The following is a 15,055-nucleotide window of genomic DNA, read 5'->3' on the forward strand; positions in this document are numbered from 1 at the left end:
GGCGGTATGGCTCTGGCTTACGTACCCATGACCGCCCGCAGCCGGGACGAGGGCCACCGCGCCTCGACCCCGCTGGAGCTCTTCTTCGACCTGTGCTTCGTCGTCGCGATCGCGCAGGCGGGCGCCCGGCTCGTGCACGCCCTCGCCGAGGGCCATCCCGGCACCGGCGTGATCGGCTACTTCTTCGTCTTCTTCGGCGTGTGGTGGGCGTGGATGAACTTCACGTGGTTCGCCTCCGCGTACGACTGCGACGACGTGCCGTACCGGATCGCGACGCTCGTCCAGATCGCCGGCGTGCTCGTCTACGCGGCGGGCGTGGGCTCGGCGTTCGACCGCAACGACTGGACGGTGGCCGTCATCGGCTACCTGATCATGCGCGTCGCGCTCACCGCCCAGTGGCTCCGCGCCGCCTCCGGCGAGAGCGGCGAGGCCCGCGCCGCGGCCCTGAAGTACGCGGCCGGGCTGGTCGTCTGCCAGGCCGGCTGGGTGGCGCTGCTGTTCGCCCCGGACGGCGCCAAGCGCTGGCTGTTCCTGATCGTGGCCGCCGCGGAACTGCTCGTACCGGTGGTGGCCGAGCGGGGTCACCAGACGCCGTGGCACGCCCACCACATCGTGGAGCGCTACGGCCTGTTCACGATCATCGTGCTCGGCGAGACGATCTCCGCGAGCACGGTGGCCGTGAAGTCCGCCATCGACGAACACGAGGCCCTGGGCGAGCTGCTGCCCATCGCCGCCGGCGGGCTGCTGATCGTCTTCGCCGCCTGGTGGATCTACTTCGCCGTGCCCATGCACGAGCGGCTGACCTCCAACCGGGAGGCGATCCCCTGGGGGTACGGGCACCTGCTGATCTTCGCCTCGGGCGCGGCGATCGGGGCGGGCATCGAGGTCTGCGTCGAGCACGCGGTCGGGAAGGCGCACGTGTCGCAGCTGGCCGCGAACGCGGCGGTCACCGTCCCGGCCTCGCTCTTCCTGCTGATGGTCTGGCTGCTGCACTCCCGCCACTTCAAGCGGGGCGCCGCCCAGCAGCTGACCCTGCCGGTCTCCGCCCTCCTGGTGCTCGCCTGCACCTGGGCGGGCCCGTACGCGGTGCTGTACGCGGGCCTGGTGTCGACGGCCACCGTCGCGGTCGGCATGACGCTCGCCGGGCGCACCCGCCACTGACCCCGTGCGGCGCCGCTCCTGGGGCTCCGCCCCAGACCCCGCGCCTCAAACTCCCCCAGACTTCGTCCGGGGGGACCCCCTGGCGGGGCTGGATATTTCCAGCGGCAACGGCGCCGCGCCGAACCGTCACTCCCGTGCCCCTGGGAGCGTTTCCAGGCCATGACACTCCCCGCGCAACGACCCGGCCAAGCCCCCGGCCGGGAACTGGCCGATCCGGCGTTCTGGCAGGCGCCCCCCGCCCACCGGCTGGCCGCCTTCGCCCGTCTACGGGCCCTCGACTCCCCGGTGTTCGTCCCCGAGGGGAAGAACGCCGGCCACTGGGCCCTGGTGCGCCACGCGGACGTGCAGGAGGCGAGCCGGCTCCCCAAGGTGTTCGCCAGCGCGCCCGGGGTGACCACGCCCGAGCCGGCCCGGTGGGTGCGGGCGCTGTTCGGGGACTCGATGGTCAATCTGGACGGCGCCGACCACGCGCAGCTGCGCAAGATCGTGCAGCGGGCCTTCACGCCCCGGCTGCTGGCGGCGGCCGAGGAGGACATCCACGCGGTGGCGGCCCGCATCGTGGACGACGTACTGGAGGGGGCGCCCGAGGAGTTCGTCTCGGCGGTGGCCTCCCGGCTGCCCCTGGAGGTCATCTGCAACATGATGGGCATCCCGGAGCGCTACCGCGCCGAGATCGCCGACCGCGTCAACCACGCCTCCGAGAACATCGGCGTGGAGCGGGGCATCGCGGCCCGGCTGCGGATGCCCGGACGCGGGCTGCGGGCGCTGGCGCGCATGCAGCGGATGGTGGCGGGGATCGGGCGGGAGCGGCGCAAGAACCCGACGGACGACCTGATCTCGGCGCTGGTCACCGCCAACGTGGACGGACAGGCCCTGGGGGCACGCCAGCTCGGCGCCTTCTTCTCGCTGTTGATGGTCGCCGGGGTGGAGACCACCCGCAACGCCATCACCCACGGGCTGACCCTGCTGACCGACCACCCGGACCAACGCGACCTGCTGCTGGGCGACTTCGAGAAGTACGCGGACGGCGCGGTGGACGAGATGATCCGCCACTCCACACCCATCATCCAGTTCCGCCGCACGGTGGCCGCCGAACACACCCTGGGCGGGCACCTGTTCACCCCCGGCGACAAGGTGGTGCTGTACTACGCCTCCGCCAACCGCGACGAGGCCGTCTTCCCCGACCCGGACGCCTTCGACCTCACCCGCTCCCCCAACCCCCACCTGGGCTTCGGCGGCGGCGGACCGCACTTCTGCCTGGGCGCGCACCTGGCCCGGGTGGAGATGAAGGCGCTCTTCCGCGAGCTCCTGACCCGCCCCGTCGGCCTGCGCGCGGTCGGCCTGCCGGACCTGGCCGGGTCCAACTTCGACAACCGGGTCCGCTCCCTGCGCTTCGCCTTCGAACGGCCCTGACCCCGAAAGGGGCCACCGGCCGAAGGTCACCGGCCACCGGCCACCGGCCACCGGCCACCGGGCAGGCTGGGAGCCCGGCGGCCGGAGCGGGGTGCGCCGCTACCGCTTCAGGCGGGTCACCTGGAGCAGGAAGTGGGCGCAGCTGTTGAGCACCTCGGGGTCGCCCGCGAACGCCTGGAGCACCTCCGGCGCGACGGGGGCGCCGGGTGCCGCCTCCGGCCAGGCGCGGGTGGCGAAGAGGAAGTAGACCTGGCCGCCCTCGTCGGCGGCGGCGACCCACTCGTCCGGAGCGGTGCAGCGGGCGTTCATCCCGGGCAGGGTGAGCGCGATCTGGTTCCCCTCCAGGAGCACCTGCACGGGGAACTTCCGGACCGGGTCGCGGCCGTCCAGGACCACGTCGCCGATGGGCAGGCCGCCCTCCTCCAGCAGCCCGCGCGCGGCTGCCTCGCTCGCCTCTCGTCCTCCGGGACCGTCACCGAGGGTGTAGGCGATGAGGTAGGGGAGGTCGTGGCCTTCGGAGGGATCGCCGATCCACGCCAGCACCGAAAGGGTGCCGAGCTGGGAGCGGTCGATTTCGGCTTGGATAGAAGTCATGCGCCGCACCTTAGTGGTCTCCCACCCGACCTTTTCACGGCGTTTCACCCGGGCGGGCTAGACCGCCCAGAATCCACCTCCGGAATTCGCCTGGATGTTCGCGTCCTGGTACTGGAGCCGCACGATCCGAGCGTTTTCCGGGATTTCGAACACCACCCATCCCTCGGCCCGCTCACCCACCTCCAGGGAATCGAAGACGAGGGGTTTGCCGGTCGTGAGCTCTCCCGTCGGCACCACCGCGTGGCGCTGACCCGCGCCGTCGAGCGCCCACATGCGCCCGAGAGCCCCGTACGAGGCCCCGCCCACGTTGACGAAGGACATCGAGGCGGCCACCCAGCGCTTGCCGGCCGCCGGGGCGAAGTTCTTCTCGACGGTGACCGCCGGGTCCACGTAGGCATTGAGGACCACCTGGAGGTGACGGCCGACCTGTCGCCCGTTGACCCGTACGGAGTCACCCACATGGGCGTCCTTCGAAGCCGCCCGCACCACCCCTTCGCGTTCCGCCCCGGGATCCTCCCCCACGCCGGGCGCTCCGTCGTCCACCGGTACGGCGGGCACCGCGGCCGGGGCCAGCGCGCCGCCCTCGGATCCGCCGGAGCAGCCCGTGGCGCCGAACAGCAGGAGCGGGAGCAGAGCGGCGGCGGCGAGCGCCTGGGCAGGGCGGGCGGGGCGGGCAGGGCGGGCGACGGACCGGGCGGCGGGTCGTGGGAGCTGACGCATGCGGGATCCCTTCGGGGATCTTCGGGGACGAATTCCGGCCAGTCTCACGCGCCCGAGCGGGGAATTGCACACACCGACACGATCACGCGGAACACATGGCGCCCCATATGCCAGCACAATGCGTTCCGGCGGAATTCCGCAACCCCTTGCAACCCCCGTCCAACTGGAGGAACGATGGCCGCGACCGGCCCCCGCATGGCCTTGGCCGCACTCGCCGCACTGGGCGCCACGGCGGCATTCACCGCCCCGGCGAATGCCGCCCCCTACGGCAATGGAATTGAAGTATCTTCGGAAGCTCACATCGCCGAGGACGGAACGATCCACCTTTTCGGGGCCTACCACTGCACCGACCCGTCACCCTCCGGAGCGGTTCAGATCAAGGCGACGGTGGTCCAGGACGACGTCCGCCTGAGCATCGGCGCCGGCGACGCCGTGTGCGACGGCGCCCGGCACGAGTGGGCGGCCCACGGCACGCTCCGGTTCACCCCGGGCGTGCACGCGGGCGAGGCCCTGGCCGAAGCCCGGCTGGAGGAGATCCACTTCGGCGGCGGACTGCTGCCGCGGTCGATCGACACGGTCGCGCAGGACAGCCACCCGGTCATGGTGGTCGACCACCGGTAGCCGCCCGAGTGCGCGAGGACGCCCCGTCCGGTAGCCGCCGCTACCCGGACCCGGGCGTCGGCGGCGCCGCCGCGAGGGCCGTCGCCGGGCCCCGGCCGCCTCAACGGCAAGCGGGCGCCTCAGCGGCAGGCGGGCGCCTCGCCCGTCATCGACATGAAGGCCACCGTCTGGCATCCGGGAGCCGCGTGCGGACGCCCGGTCGTCCAGTCCACCACCTTCGGCGCCCCGGCAGCGAACAGCAGCAGCGCCAGCGCACCCGTCACCGCGCCCTTGCTCAGACGGCGCACGGTGAAATCCACGAAATCCGTTCCATGGTCCGCATCATCACCCCGCCCCGCGGGCTCCACAACTCGGCGTGTGCGCCCGGTCACGGTGCGCGGCGGGCCGCGCTGCCCGCCGCGTCGAACTCGCACCACACGGCCTTGCCGTCGCCCCGGGACTCCACCCCCCAGTGCGTGGCCAGCGCGTCCACCAGCAGCAGCCCGCGCCCCGTGGTCGCCGACTCCCCCGGGGTGCGCCGGCGCGGCCACACGCTGGAGCGGTCCTTGACCCAGAGCCGGATCCGCCGGACCGGCTCGGGCAGCACCTCCATGGTCAGGACCGCCCCGCCGTCGGTGTGCAGCAGGGCGTTGACCAGCAGCTCTCCCGCCGCCAGCTCCACGTCGTCGGCGAGCTCGGGCATGCCCCAGTCGCGCAGCGCCTGCCGCAGGGCGTAGCGGGCCTCCGAGAGCCCTTCGGGGTCCGCCTGGTGGACGTACTGGTGGATGCGCGGGGCCCGGTGGGTGCCCGGGTCGGGGGCCCTGCGCAGCACCAGCAGGGCCACGTCGTCGCCGGAGCCCCAGCGCTCCCACAGCCGGTCGGAGAGGTGGTCGGCGAGCGCCCCGGCCTCCTGGGGGCCGCTGCGGACCGCGTGGGCGAGGGCTTCCATGCCCTGGGTGATGGCGGTGCCGGGCTCTTCCACGAGCCCGTCGGTGCACAGCACCAGGGTCTCTCCGGGGACGAGGTCGAGCCGGGTCTCGGGGAACTCCTCCTGCTCGAAGACCGTGGCCAGCCCGAGCGGCAGGCCGCCGCGCACGTTGGGCCAGCCCGTTCGTCCGTCCGTGTGCCGGATCAGCGGTCCGAGGTGGCCCGCGCGGACCGCCCGTACGCCTCCGGTTTCCAGGTCCACCTGCGCGTACATGCAGGTGGCGAACCGTTCGGTGTCCAGCTCGGCGAGGAACCGCGAGGCGCGCGCCAGCACCGTGGACGGCGGATGGCCCTCGCCCGCGTACGCGCGCAGCGCGATGCGGAGCTGGCCCATGATGGCGGCGGCGTGCGTGTCGTGGCCCTGTACGTCGCCCACCACGATCCCGACGCGGTCGCGTGGCAGCGCGATCACGTCGTACCAGTCCCCGCCGACCTCGCGCCCGCTCCAGGCGGAGTGGTAGCGCACGGCGATCTCCCCGCCGACGATCTCGGGGATCCGGCGGGGCAGCATGGCGGCCTGGAGCATGGTGGCGAACTCGCGCTCCTGGTCGAAGAGGAGGGCCCGCTGGAGCGACTGGGCGACGATGCCGGCCAGGCCCAGGCAGAGGTTCTGCTCCTCGGGGCTGAACTCGGTGCGCCGCCGGTAGAAGAGCACCAGCCCGCCGATGGCCTTGGCCTGCGCGATGAGCGGCAGGTAGGCGGCCGCGTCGTACTGGATGCGGCGCAGGTAGTCGGCGAGCAGCGGGAACTCGTCCGAGAGGTCGGCGAGCGAGGTGACGAAACGTGCCTTCCTGGTGAGCACCGCCTGGGACAGCGGCAGCGATCCGTCCAGCCGGGTGAACTTGCGCTCGCTGAGGATCTCCAGGGATTCCCCGCTCAACGCGATGATCTTCATGGTGCCGCCCTCGACCAGCCCGAGCGCGAGACCCTCCGCGCCCAGCCGTTCCAGGGCGCCCGCGCCCGTCAGGGTGGCCGTCACGTCGTCGACCGTCACGGCCCGCGACAGGGCCTCGGTGGTCCGCTGCACGATGGTGGCCTGCTGGGCTCGGGCCGATTCCAGCTTCCGCAGCGCGTTGAGGTGGGCCAGCTCGGCCGTCGCGTCCCGGACGATGCCGAGGATCCGCAGGGGCCGCCCGTCCTCGTCCCGGACCACCCGGCCCTGGGTGTGCGTCCACTGGTCGCGGCCGTCGCGCCGCTGCACCGTGAAGTACTGGCCGTACGCGTCCTCCCCGCCGTCCAGCACCGCCAGCACGGTGTCCCCCAGCCGCGCGGCGTCATCGGGCGGGATCCGCAGCCCCAGGCCCTCGGGGGTGTTGTCGAACTCCGCCGGCTCCAGGTCGAAGACCGTCATCCCGGCCTCGTCCAGCACCAGGGTCCCGTCGGTGAGGTCCCATTCGAAACTGCCCATGCCGTTGAGCGCGAGCCGCTCGCCGGGCCCGGTACGGGGGTTCCCCGGGCTCTTCCCGCCCGGTCTGCGATCGTGTCGCTCCGCCGCTGCCACGAGACTCACACCACCTAACGGCCGGGCCAGCACGGCTGGGAAATGAGCCGCTCCCACTCCTCGTCAGGATGCCCCGGAAGGGTCCGTCCGGCCTCCCGCCAGCGCTTGACGAGGGAGAGGTAGATCATCGAGGGGTCGTACGGGGCCTGCGGGTACGGGGCGCCCTGGTACGGGGCCTGCGCGTATCCGGCCTGCGGCTGCTGCCCGTGCGGGGCCTGCCCGTATGGGGGCTGCGCGTATGGGGCCTGCCCGTACGGGGCCTGCGGGGGCGCCGGCCTCGCCTGGGCGGGCTGCTGTTCCCCGCGGCTGGCGGGAATCCTCACCCAGCCGTTGCCCTGTGCCCGCTCAGCGCCCATCGCGACACCTCTCACCTTGTGTGACTGGCTCTCACGCTCTGTGCCCGGCAGTCGGAGCCCGGTCGGCCCGCGGCGCACCGGTGGAACCCGCCAGCGGGCCCCGGGTGCCCAGGCGCTTGCGGACTCCTGCCACCAGTCTCCCCGCCGTGAACCCGGCGCCGTGTACGAATCGCATGGAAGGGCCGAATGAGGGAGCCGTCAGCAGCCCCGCGAAGAACAGCCCGGGCCACGAGGACTCGAAACCGGGACTCAGCTCCGGGGTCCCGCTCTCCCCCACGGTGGCCAGCGCGGCCCGCAGCCCCGCGTCGAGCAGCTCGAGGCGGTCCAGGGCCGGGGTGAATCCGGTCGCCGCGATCACATGGGCGGTGTCCAGGACGACGGACTCCCCGGCCGCTGTGGTCAGCCCCAGCCGGGTCCGCTCCCCGGCGGGAACCGCCCGGTGCAGGTGGTGCCCCAGCAGTACGGGGACCCTCCGCTCGAAGCGTTCGCGCAGCCACCAGGCTCCGGCCGGGCCCAGCGCGGTGGCCGCGATCCGCTCCCGGGTGGGCGCGGGCAGCCTGCGCACGGCCCAGGGCAGCTCCGACCAGGCCCAGCTGCGCCAGCCGGTGCCCAGGCCGCTGTGCGGTGCGCGCAGGGACCGCAGCACGGGCCGCCGCAGCGGCTGCGGCACGGTGTTCCAGTTCAGCCGGGACCGCCGGGCCACGAGGCACGGGCGGGCTCCGCTCTCGGCGAGCAGGGCGGCGGTTTCCAGGGCTGCCTGCCCGGCGCCGAGCACGGCGACCTCGCGGCCGGCGAAGCGGGTCAGGTCGCGGTGGCCGCTGCTGTGCGAGTAATGGGCGGCGGGCAGGTCCCGTAGCGCCTCGGGGTGCCGCACGAACGGCATGACGCCCACGGCCAGCGCCACCGTCCGGGCGAGCAGGGGCGGCCCCTCGGCGGTACGGACGCGGAACCCGTCGCCTTGCGGGGTGACTTCGGTGACGGTCGCCTCCTCCACCGGGGGTGCGGCATGCCGGGCGAACCAGAGCCCGTACGCGCTGAACGTCCCGATGGGCAGAGGAGTTCCGTGTCCGGCGGCGATCCCGCGGCCCTCGCAGTACTCGGCGAGCGTGTAACGCCCGCCGGGCGCCGACAGGTTGGAGGACCACGGCTCCGACTTCAGGTACATGCCTTCGGGCATGTGATCCCGCCAGGAGGCCATGGGGCGTCCGAGCACCCTCACCCCGAGCCCCGCGCCCGCGGCGTGGGCGGCGATCGACAGCCCGTACGGGCCCGCTCCGATCACCACAAGATCGTCCATCCGTGTCACCGCTGTCCCTCCAGTCCCTTGGTTCGTCCACCACCTCCTGCGCACCGGGATCCGGGGATCCGGTCCCGGGCGGGCTACCCCGTCATTCCCTCACCGCGTCACCAGCTCGTCCGGCTCCGCCGAGGCCTCCGGCGGAGCGGGCCGGGAGGCCCCCGGACCGCCGGACGCGGCCGGGGGCAGGCCGCGGGCGCGCTGGCGCGGCGCGCGGACCACCTCCCGGGCCCGGCGGCGCCCCTGCTCGGGGACCCCGCGCAGCACCCGCGCGGCCTTGCCCGCGCCCCGGCCCAGGAACGCGGCGAGCATCGCGAGGAAGGGCATCAGATCGTCGGCGGCGAACCAGGCCGCCTCCACCCGGACCCGCTCCCGGCGCGGCAGCGCCCGTACGGCCCGGCCCGGCTGCGCCGCGCCGCCGTCCACGGAAGCGGAAGCAGAAGCGGAAGCAGAAGCGGGAGCAGAAGCGGGTCCGGCGCCGGAAGGTGTCGCGGGTACGGGGGCCGGTGCGCGGCGCGGGAGCGAGCGGGAGCGGACGGCCGACAGCAGGGCGTAGTTCTCCGCCACGAAGATCCGGCCCGGACCGCCGGAGGGCTCCGGGACCCGCTGCCCCGTCAGGTCCAGGTACATCGCCCGGACCACGTCCAGCCCGGCCGAGTCCGTGAACAGCCGGAACTGCGCCCCGGGCCGGGGGTTGAAGTCCACCAGCCGGAAGACGCCCCGCTCGTCACGGCGGAAGTCCAGGTCCAGGATGCCCTGGTAGGCCAGCCGCTCGGCGAGCCGCAGACCCGCCTCCTCGACCGCCGGGTCCGGCAGCCACCGCCCGACCGCCGTCAGCCCCGTGCGCACCGGCCAGGACATCTCCTTGCGGCCCGACCCGACGATCAGCGGGTGCCCGCCCCGACCGAACGCGCCGTGGAAGAACCAGTCGGTGTCGGGACCAGCCGGCAGGAACCGCTGGAGCAGCAGTCGGCTGCCCGCCTCCTCGGCACGCTCGTAGAGCCGCCGGGCCTCGGCGGCCGCGTGGACCAGAGTGGTGCTGCGCAGGCCCGTGCCCGCGGGCAGCAGCCAGGGGCGGCTCCACTTGGCGATCACCGGGAGCCCCAGCCGCCAGGCCGCCTCCGCCGCCTCCGTCCCGCTCGCCGGGATCACCGTCTCCGGGTGCGGGATGTCCCACCGGGCGCACAGCCGGGACAGCTCGGCCTTGTCCGCCACCCGCGCGGGCAGGTTGTCGGGCTGATGGGGAATCCGGAAACGGTCCGTCAGCATCGGCGCGACCCTGGACACCGCGATCGCGCTCAGATCGTCCATCGCGATGAGCACCGCCGGGCGGCCGATCCGCTCGGACACCCCGGTCAGGCACTCCAGCAGCGCTTCGGGCGCCTCCGGATCCAGGCCCTCGGGCGGCCCGGGATGCACGGCATGCAGGTAGCGCGAACGCCCCATGGGACCTCCCCCGGCCTCGACGACGGCATGGACCTCCACGCCCTTGCGCCCAAGGGATCTGACGGCGCCGAGGGTTCCGTGGTGGAACGGATTCCGATCGAGTCTGAGCAGAACTGCGGGCACTTGGTTGGGATGCGCGTGCATGGAAACGGTGTCTTTCACCTAGTCGGACCAAGCGGGGAGGGTGCGCAGCTGCGAATGGCCTATGCGGACGTCACCGGACAGGCCATTCGTCAGATGTGATGTCTAACGTCTTTGGTAAGCACACCGATTCAGGAAAGCTCGGGAGACGCCATGCCCAGACCACGTCGCCGACTGGCGAGCACCTGCATCGGAACGGTGACTGCCGGACTGCTGGCCACCGGGGCCGCCCTCGCGGCCCCCGAGGAACAGAACACGGGCTCCGACATCGCCATGGGCGCCTATCTCGACTACGGGCCGCCGGGAGTGGCCCGGATCCCCTTCCTGTCGCACTGGCTGGGCGGCAAGGAGATCCGGGTCGGGCACACCTATCTGCCCGGTGACCAGTGGGCCGGCATCGAAGGCAACGTCAGTTTCCTGGCGGACTGGGCCGAATGGCGCCGGGCCAAGGACGACCGGATGTTCGTCCTCAACGTGCCCATGCAGGAGCGCAACGAGGACCGGATCCCGGACTACCAGGTGGCCCAGCTGATCCGGGCGGGCGCGGACGGCCAGTACGACCGGCACTTCAAGAAGCTCGCCGAGCGGCTGGTGTCGCTGGGCGTCCCGGACACGGTGATCGTCCTCGGCTGGGAGATGAACGGCACCACGTACACCCACCGGTGCGGGCCCGACCCGGAGAACTGGAAGGCGTACTGGAAGCGGGTCGTCAACGCGATGCGCTCCGTGCCCGGCCAGGAGTTCAAGTTCGATTTCACCCCGAACCGCGGCACGGACGCGATCGGCTGGACCAAGTGCTACCCGGGCGACGACGTGGTCGACATCGTCGGGATGGATTCGTACGACCAGGCTCCCGGCCGCACCTTCGACGACCAGATCAGCCAGCCGTACGGGCTCCAGCAGCACGTCGACTTCGCGAAAGCACACGGCAAGCAGATCTCGTACCCGGAGTGGGGCCTGTACCGCAACGGGGACAACCCGGAGTACGTGCGGCGCATGCTCAAGTGGATCGAGCAGCAGAAGCCGCTCTACCACACCATCACCGACTACTGCCCGCACGGCGTCTGGCAGTGCAAGCAGAACCCGGAATCGGCGAAGGCCTTCCGGGACGCACTGACCCCGCAGAAGCCCGGCCCGGTGATCCCGACGCCCGTGGTCCCGACCCCGGTGGTCCCCACGCCCGTGGTCCCGAGCCCGCAGATCCCCACACCGGAGATCCCGACCCCGGTCGTCACCCCGCCGCTCGTCACCCCGCCGGTAGTCACCCCGCCGCCGATCGTCGTCCCGAGCCCGCTGGTCCCGTCCCCCGAGGTCAGCCCGGTCGCCCCGAGCCCGGTCGTGCCCAGCCCGGTCGCGCCCAGCCCGGAGGTCCCGGTCCCGGTCGTCCCGAGCCCCAGCCCCGTCGCGCCCAGTCCCGTCGTGCCCAGCCCGGTCGTGCCGAGCCCGGTGGACCCGGGCCCGGTGGTCCCGTCCCCCGAGATCAGCCCGGTCGTCCCGAGTCCGCAGGTCCCGGTGGATCCGAGCCCCGACGCCAGCCCCGCCCCGGTGGTGCCCAAGCCCGACCCCTCGGTCCCGTCCCCGCAGGTCCCGTCCCCGCAGGTCCCGTCCCCGGTGCCCTCGCCGGTCGTGCCGAAGCCCCAGCCGACCGTTCCGACGACGCCGCCCGTCAACAGCAAGCAGTGGTGCGTGCCGCTCAACTTCGGCGAGTGGCTCTCCAAGCTGGTCGGCAAGCAGTCGGTCTGCGTCAAGGTCGACTGGGGCAAGGACTCCGGTTACTGGCCCTTCTAGACGAGGCGGTCGGGTCATCGGACCCGCAGTTCGTTGAGCCGCGCCCGCCAGTCCCTGGCGGCCGGCAGCGCCTCCCGCAGCGCGTCCACCGCCCGCTCGCGCCCCGTCACCTGCGACTCGTGCAGTCGCAGCAGGGGCGCGAGCGCCGAAGTGGCCAGCAGGAAGCGCTGGTTGACCACGGTCCGCGGCCGCCAGTGGTTCTTGTACGGTTCGTCGCCGCGCAGGAAGCTCACCACCGGGCGGCCTTCGGCGTGCGCCCGGCTGGTCTCGTAGCGCAGCAGCAGCGTCGCCACGTCGACCTTGCGGTCCCGCAAGTCCGGGTCGGCCCCGTAGAGGTAGCCGCCGCTCAACGCACCGGACAGCAGGGTGAGGTTGGCGGCCACCACCTTTCCGTCGAGCCGGAACTCGGCCAGCCGGCCCTCCCCGGCCCGCACCATCCGCCGGGTGGCCCGGGTCAGGTGTTCGGCGAACCGCGGCTTGAGGTGCTCGGGGGTCACCCCGCGGCCGCGCCACTGCTTCTCGTGAAGCCGCAGCAACGTCCGTACGGCACGTGGCACTTCCTGCTCGGTGACCTCGCGCTCCTCGATCCCGGCCGCGTCGGTCTTGCGGAGCTTGGCCCGCACCCGCTGCGCGCCGGAGGCCGGCATCCGCTTGACGAGCTCGTCGAACGGCATGGCCGGCAACTCCATGCAGGTGGAGTCGGCGAGCTTGGCGGTGATCCCCGGCCACGCCGCGCAGAGGGCCTCGGCGGCCGCCCCGGGCCGCACCTCGCGCAGGTCGACGACCGCGCCCCGGGCGGCCCGGTGCAGGCCGTTGGCCAGTGCCGGGACGACCTGGTCGGAGTGTTCCGCGGCCACGAGCACGTCGAAGTAGTCGGTGATGCCCCCGCCGAGCGGCACGAGCAGCGGCAGCGGCCGGTGTACGAGCATCAGCGCGGCCGCGCCGACCAGTTCCTCCCCGCGCCGCACGAGCACGATCCGCAGCCGGCCGTCCTTGCCGTAGGACAGCCACCAGGAGTGGAGCCAGGCGTGGCTCTGGAACGGGGTGGCGGTGGGACAGTTCCGTACGAGCCGGTTCCACGACTCTTCCAGCGCGGCGAACTGCCGGGGATCGCGGCACAGCGTCACCGACAGGGGCCCTGCGGAGCCCGAGGTCATCGGACGGACTCCTTCTCCTTGGTCTCGCTGTGGTCACCCTGCGCCGGCAGCGAGGCGAACTCCCCGGCGACGACGGGGACCACTGCCTCGGCCGCCTCTTCCCGCGTCCGGCGCCGCGCGGGCCGGGCCAGCATCCACAGCCCGCCCAGCAGCCCGCCGGCGCACAGCCCGACGGCCCCGCTGAGGGGCGCGGACGCGGAGGCCGGGTCGGACGGTGCCACGGCCTGGCTGAACAGCAGCAGCTGCACCCCGGTGTTCTTGGCGGCCTGGTTGCTGCTCAACGACAGGGCGTCGGCCACCGCGTTCGCGATGTCGGCGGCCCCGCTCGCGCTCTTCGAGGTCCCCGTGATGGCGATCATCGGGGACTCGGGGGAGGTTTCGGCGCGGACCTGCGTACGCAGCTGCTGCACACCGATGCCCGCGCGGGGCTGCGCGTACGCGAGGGTCGAACTGCTGGTGGCGATGCGGGCGTAGGCCTGGGCGAAGCCCAGCGCGGTGGCCGGCTCGGTGGTCTCGTTCGGCACGGCGACGACGTAGCTGGTGGCGGCGTACTCGGGCGCCTTGAGCACCCCGTACGCCCCGCCCACGGCCAGCCCCAGCAGCGCGGCGGCCGGCAGGGGCCACCAGGCGGGCGGCGGCGCCAGCCGTACCCGGCGACGGCGGGTGGACTTCTTCTGATCGGCGGTGTCAGCCATGTACGTGCCTTCCTGAAGGGGTGGGAGTGCTCTCGGGCCCCCGCTTCGGGGGCCCCTTCGGGGTGGGTGGATCAGCCGGCCCCGGCGGAGCGGCCAGCGCGAGCTCGTACACGGACAGCAGCTGCGCCGCGCTCCGTGCGATGTCGTAGCGCCGCACCACCGCGGGCGGCGGCAGCCTGCGGACGCCCGCTTCCATGTGCCCCCGCAGCGCGGCGACGAGTTCCTCGGTGCCCGTGCCGATCCGCCGCGCCCCCGGTGCCTGCGCCGCCGGGAGGTCGTCGATCGCCGGGCAGGTGACGTGCAGGACGGGCAGGCCCGCCGCCAGGGCTTCCACGACGGCCAGCCCGAAGGCCTCCTCCCGCGACGGGGACACGAAGACGTCCATCGCGGCGAGCAGCGCCGGGATCCCGGGCGTGCGCCCGTCCGCGCTGTCGCCCAGCGGATCCCGCTCCCCCAGCAGGTGGATGCGGCTCTGCGCGCCCAGTTCCGCGGCCAGTCGGCGCAGCGTGGCCCGCTCCGGCCCGTCACCGGCGAGCAGCAGGTGTGCGCCCGGCAGCGCCGCCACCGCGCGGACCAGCACGTCGAAGCGCTTGCCGGGGACCAGCCGCCCGACCCCGCCGACGACGAACGCCCGCTCGGGCAGTCCGGTCCGGGCCCGGGTGGCCCGGCGTACGCCCTCGTCGAAGCGGAACCGCACGGCCTCGATCCCGTTCGGCACGACGTGGACCCGCGCGGCCGGCACGCCCCAGGCCTCCAGCCGGGCCGCCACCGTGTCCGACACGGCCACGGTGGCGACGCCCAGCCGTTCGCTCGCCAGGTACAGCGCCCGTACCCCGGCCGACAGCGGCCGGCCTTCGATCTCGCCGTCCCCCAGGGAGTGCTCGGTGGCCACGGTGCGGCCCACGCCCGCGAGGCGGGCCGCGAAGCGCCCGTACACGCAGGCCCGGTAGAGGTGGGTGTGCACGAGGTCGTAGCGGCCCCGCCTGATGAACCGGGCCATCCTCGGCAGCGCCCCGAGGTCGCGGTTGCCGCGCATCCCGAGGTGGACGACCCGGACCCCGTCGGCGCGCAGGCCTTCCGCCACCGGGCCCGGGTTGGTGAGCGTCAGGACGTCGCACTGCATCGGCATGTGCCGTAGCAGCAGGCGCAGTTGCTGTTCGGCGCCGCCGACGCCCAGGCCCGTGATGATGTGCAGCATC

At 73.4% G+C, this 15,055-nt stretch carries 14 protein-coding genes; 4 read left to right on the plus strand and 10 right to left on the minus strand.

Features of this window, described 5'->3' with window-relative positions; all coding sequences use genetic code 11:
• The first annotated feature begins 6 nt into the window (after positions 1–6).
• Both OG490_RS15170 and OG490_RS15175 read left to right on the plus strand, forming a co-directional pair.
• Positions 7–1,161 carry a low temperature requirement protein A gene (locus OG490_RS15170; protein ID WP_330296814.1) on the plus strand — a complete coding sequence of 385 codons (1,155 nt, stop codon included), beginning with the start codon at positions 7–9 and terminating at the stop codon, positions 1,159–1,161.
• 159 nt (positions 1,162–1,320) lie between these two features.
• Positions 1,321–2,574 carry a cytochrome P450 gene (locus OG490_RS15175; RefSeq protein ID WP_330296815.1) on the plus strand — a complete coding sequence of 418 codons (1,254 nt, stop codon included), beginning with the start codon at positions 1,321–1,323 and terminating at the stop codon, positions 2,572–2,574.
• A gap of 99 nt (positions 2,575–2,673) precedes the next feature.
• On the opposite strand, the gene OG490_RS15180 is transcribed toward OG490_RS15175, so the two are convergent.
• Both OG490_RS15180 and OG490_RS15185 read right to left on the minus strand, forming a co-directional pair.
• A complete protein-coding gene (locus tag OG490_RS15180) occupies positions 2,674–3,168 on the minus strand; it encodes a DUF5949 family protein (RefSeq protein ID WP_330296816.1) in 495 nt (164 codons plus the stop codon).
• Positions 3,169–3,225: 57 nt separating this feature from the next.
• A complete protein-coding gene (locus tag OG490_RS15185; RefSeq protein WP_330296817.1) occupies positions 3,226–3,888 on the minus strand; it encodes a DUF4352 domain-containing protein in 663 nt (220 codons plus the stop codon).
• 174 nt (positions 3,889–4,062) lie between these two features.
• Here OG490_RS15185 and OG490_RS15190 point away from each other — a divergent pair, with 174 nt between their 5' ends.
• A complete protein-coding gene (locus tag OG490_RS15190) occupies positions 4,063–4,509 on the plus strand; it encodes a DUF6299 family protein (protein WP_330296818.1) in 447 nt (148 codons plus the stop codon).
• A gap of 119 nt (positions 4,510–4,628) precedes the next feature.
• Here OG490_RS15190 and OG490_RS15195 read toward each other — a convergent pair whose 3' ends face one another.
• The 5 genes from OG490_RS15195 to OG490_RS15215 all read right to left on the minus strand — a co-directional run bounded on the left by OG490_RS15195 (position 4,629) and on the right by OG490_RS15215 (position 10,219).
• Positions 4,629–4,808 carry a hypothetical protein gene (locus tag OG490_RS15195; RefSeq protein WP_330296819.1) on the minus strand — a complete coding sequence of 60 codons (180 nt, stop codon included), beginning with the start codon at positions 4,806–4,808 and terminating at the stop codon, positions 4,629–4,631.
• Positions 4,809–4,876: 68 nt separating this feature from the next.
• A complete protein-coding gene (locus OG490_RS15200; RefSeq protein WP_443065819.1) occupies positions 4,877–6,883 on the minus strand; it encodes a SpoIIE family protein phosphatase in 2,007 nt (668 codons plus the stop codon).
• Between the two features lie 107 nt (positions 6,884–6,990).
• On the minus strand, positions 6,991–7,332 hold the full coding sequence (locus tag OG490_RS15205) for a hypothetical protein (RefSeq protein WP_330296820.1): 342 nt from the start codon (positions 7,330–7,332) through the stop codon (positions 6,991–6,993).
• Between the two features lie 31 nt (positions 7,333–7,363).
• Complete coding sequence (locus tag OG490_RS15210) at positions 7,364–8,629, minus strand: NAD(P)-binding domain-containing protein (RefSeq protein ID WP_330296821.1); 1,266 nt, start codon at positions 8,627–8,629, stop codon at positions 7,364–7,366.
• 99 nt (positions 8,630–8,728) lie between these two features.
• Entirely contained in the window at positions 8,729–10,219 is a 1,491-nt protein-coding gene (locus OG490_RS15215; RefSeq protein WP_330296822.1) for a carboxylate--amine ligase, read from the minus strand.
• Between the two features lie 150 nt (positions 10,220–10,369).
• Here OG490_RS15215 and OG490_RS15220 point away from each other — a divergent pair, with 150 nt between their 5' ends.
• The gene (locus tag OG490_RS15220; RefSeq protein WP_330296823.1) at positions 10,370–12,004 is read left to right on the plus strand and encodes a glycoside hydrolase family 26 protein; all 1,635 of its coding nucleotides are present in this window, start codon (positions 10,370–10,372) and stop codon (positions 12,002–12,004) included.
• 14 nt (positions 12,005–12,018) lie between these two features.
• Here OG490_RS15220 and OG490_RS15225 read toward each other — a convergent pair whose 3' ends face one another.
• From OG490_RS15225 to OG490_RS15235, 3 genes are read right to left on the minus strand one after another with little or no spacing between them, the layout of a single operon-like run.
• Entirely contained in the window at positions 12,019–13,161 is a 1,143-nt protein-coding gene (locus OG490_RS15225) for a GNAT family N-acetyltransferase (RefSeq protein ID WP_330296824.1), read from the minus strand.
• The gene (locus OG490_RS15230; protein ID WP_330296825.1) at positions 13,158–13,856 is read right to left on the minus strand and encodes a lipopolysaccharide biosynthesis protein; all 699 of its coding nucleotides are present in this window, start codon (positions 13,854–13,856) and stop codon (positions 13,158–13,160) included. The genes OG490_RS15225 and OG490_RS15230 overlap by 4 nt, the downstream gene beginning before the upstream one ends.
• Positions 13,849–15,054, minus strand: coding sequence for a glycosyltransferase (locus OG490_RS15235; RefSeq protein ID WP_330296826.1), 1,206 nt, complete (start codon positions 15,052–15,054; stop codon positions 13,849–13,851). Before OG490_RS15235 ends, OG490_RS15230 begins: the two co-directional genes overlap by 8 nt.
• Between the last annotated feature and the right edge of the window lies 1 nt (position 15,055).

It is taken from the genome of Streptomyces sp. NBC_00503 (assembly GCF_036346895.1).
Classification (GTDB): Bacteria; Actinomycetota; Actinomycetes; order Streptomycetales; family Streptomycetaceae; genus Streptomyces.

What these genes read in the sequence shown, in the direction of transcription:
- OG490_RS15170 (WP_330296814.1), top strand. Translation starts at nt 7, where the DNA reads ATGGCTCTGGCTTACGTACCCATGACCGCCCGCAGCCGGGACGAGGGC.
- OG490_RS15175 (WP_330296815.1), top strand. Translation starts at nt 1,321, where the DNA reads ATGACACTCCCCGCGCAACGACCCGGCCAAGCCCCCGGCCGGGAACTG.
- OG490_RS15180 (WP_330296816.1), bottom strand. Translation starts at nt 3,168, where the DNA reads ATGACTTCTATCCAAGCCGAAATCGACCGCTCCCAGCTCGGCACCCTT.
- OG490_RS15185 (WP_330296817.1), bottom strand. Translation starts at nt 3,888, where the DNA reads ATGCGTCAGCTCCCACGACCCGCCGCCCGGTCCGTCGCCCGCCCTGCC.
- OG490_RS15190 (WP_330296818.1), top strand. Translation starts at nt 4,063, where the DNA reads ATGGCCGCGACCGGCCCCCGCATGGCCTTGGCCGCACTCGCCGCACTG.
- OG490_RS15200 (WP_443065819.1), bottom strand. Translation starts at nt 6,883, where the DNA reads ATGGGCAGTTTCGAATGGGACCTCACCGACGGGACCCTGGTGCTGGAC.
- OG490_RS15205 (WP_330296820.1), bottom strand. Translation starts at nt 7,332, where the DNA reads ATGGGCGCTGAGCGGGCACAGGGCAACGGCTGGGTGAGGATTCCCGCC.
- OG490_RS15210 (WP_330296821.1), bottom strand. Translation starts at nt 8,629, where the DNA reads ATGGACGATCTTGTGGTGATCGGAGCGGGCCCGTACGGGCTGTCGATC.
- OG490_RS15215 (WP_330296822.1), bottom strand. Translation starts at nt 10,219, where the DNA reads ATGCACGCGCATCCCAACCAAGTGCCCGCAGTTCTGCTCAGACTCGAT.
- OG490_RS15220 (WP_330296823.1), top strand. Translation starts at nt 10,370, where the DNA reads ATGCCCAGACCACGTCGCCGACTGGCGAGCACCTGCATCGGAACGGTG.
- OG490_RS15225 (WP_330296824.1), bottom strand. Translation starts at nt 13,161, where the DNA reads ATGACCTCGGGCTCCGCAGGGCCCCTGTCGGTGACGCTGTGCCGCGAT.
- OG490_RS15230 (WP_330296825.1), bottom strand. Translation starts at nt 13,856, where the DNA reads ATGGCTGACACCGCCGATCAGAAGAAGTCCACCCGCCGTCGCCGGGTA.
- OG490_RS15235 (WP_330296826.1), bottom strand. Translation starts at nt 15,054, where the DNA reads ATGCTGCACATCATCACGGGCCTGGGCGTCGGCGGCGCCGAACAGCAA.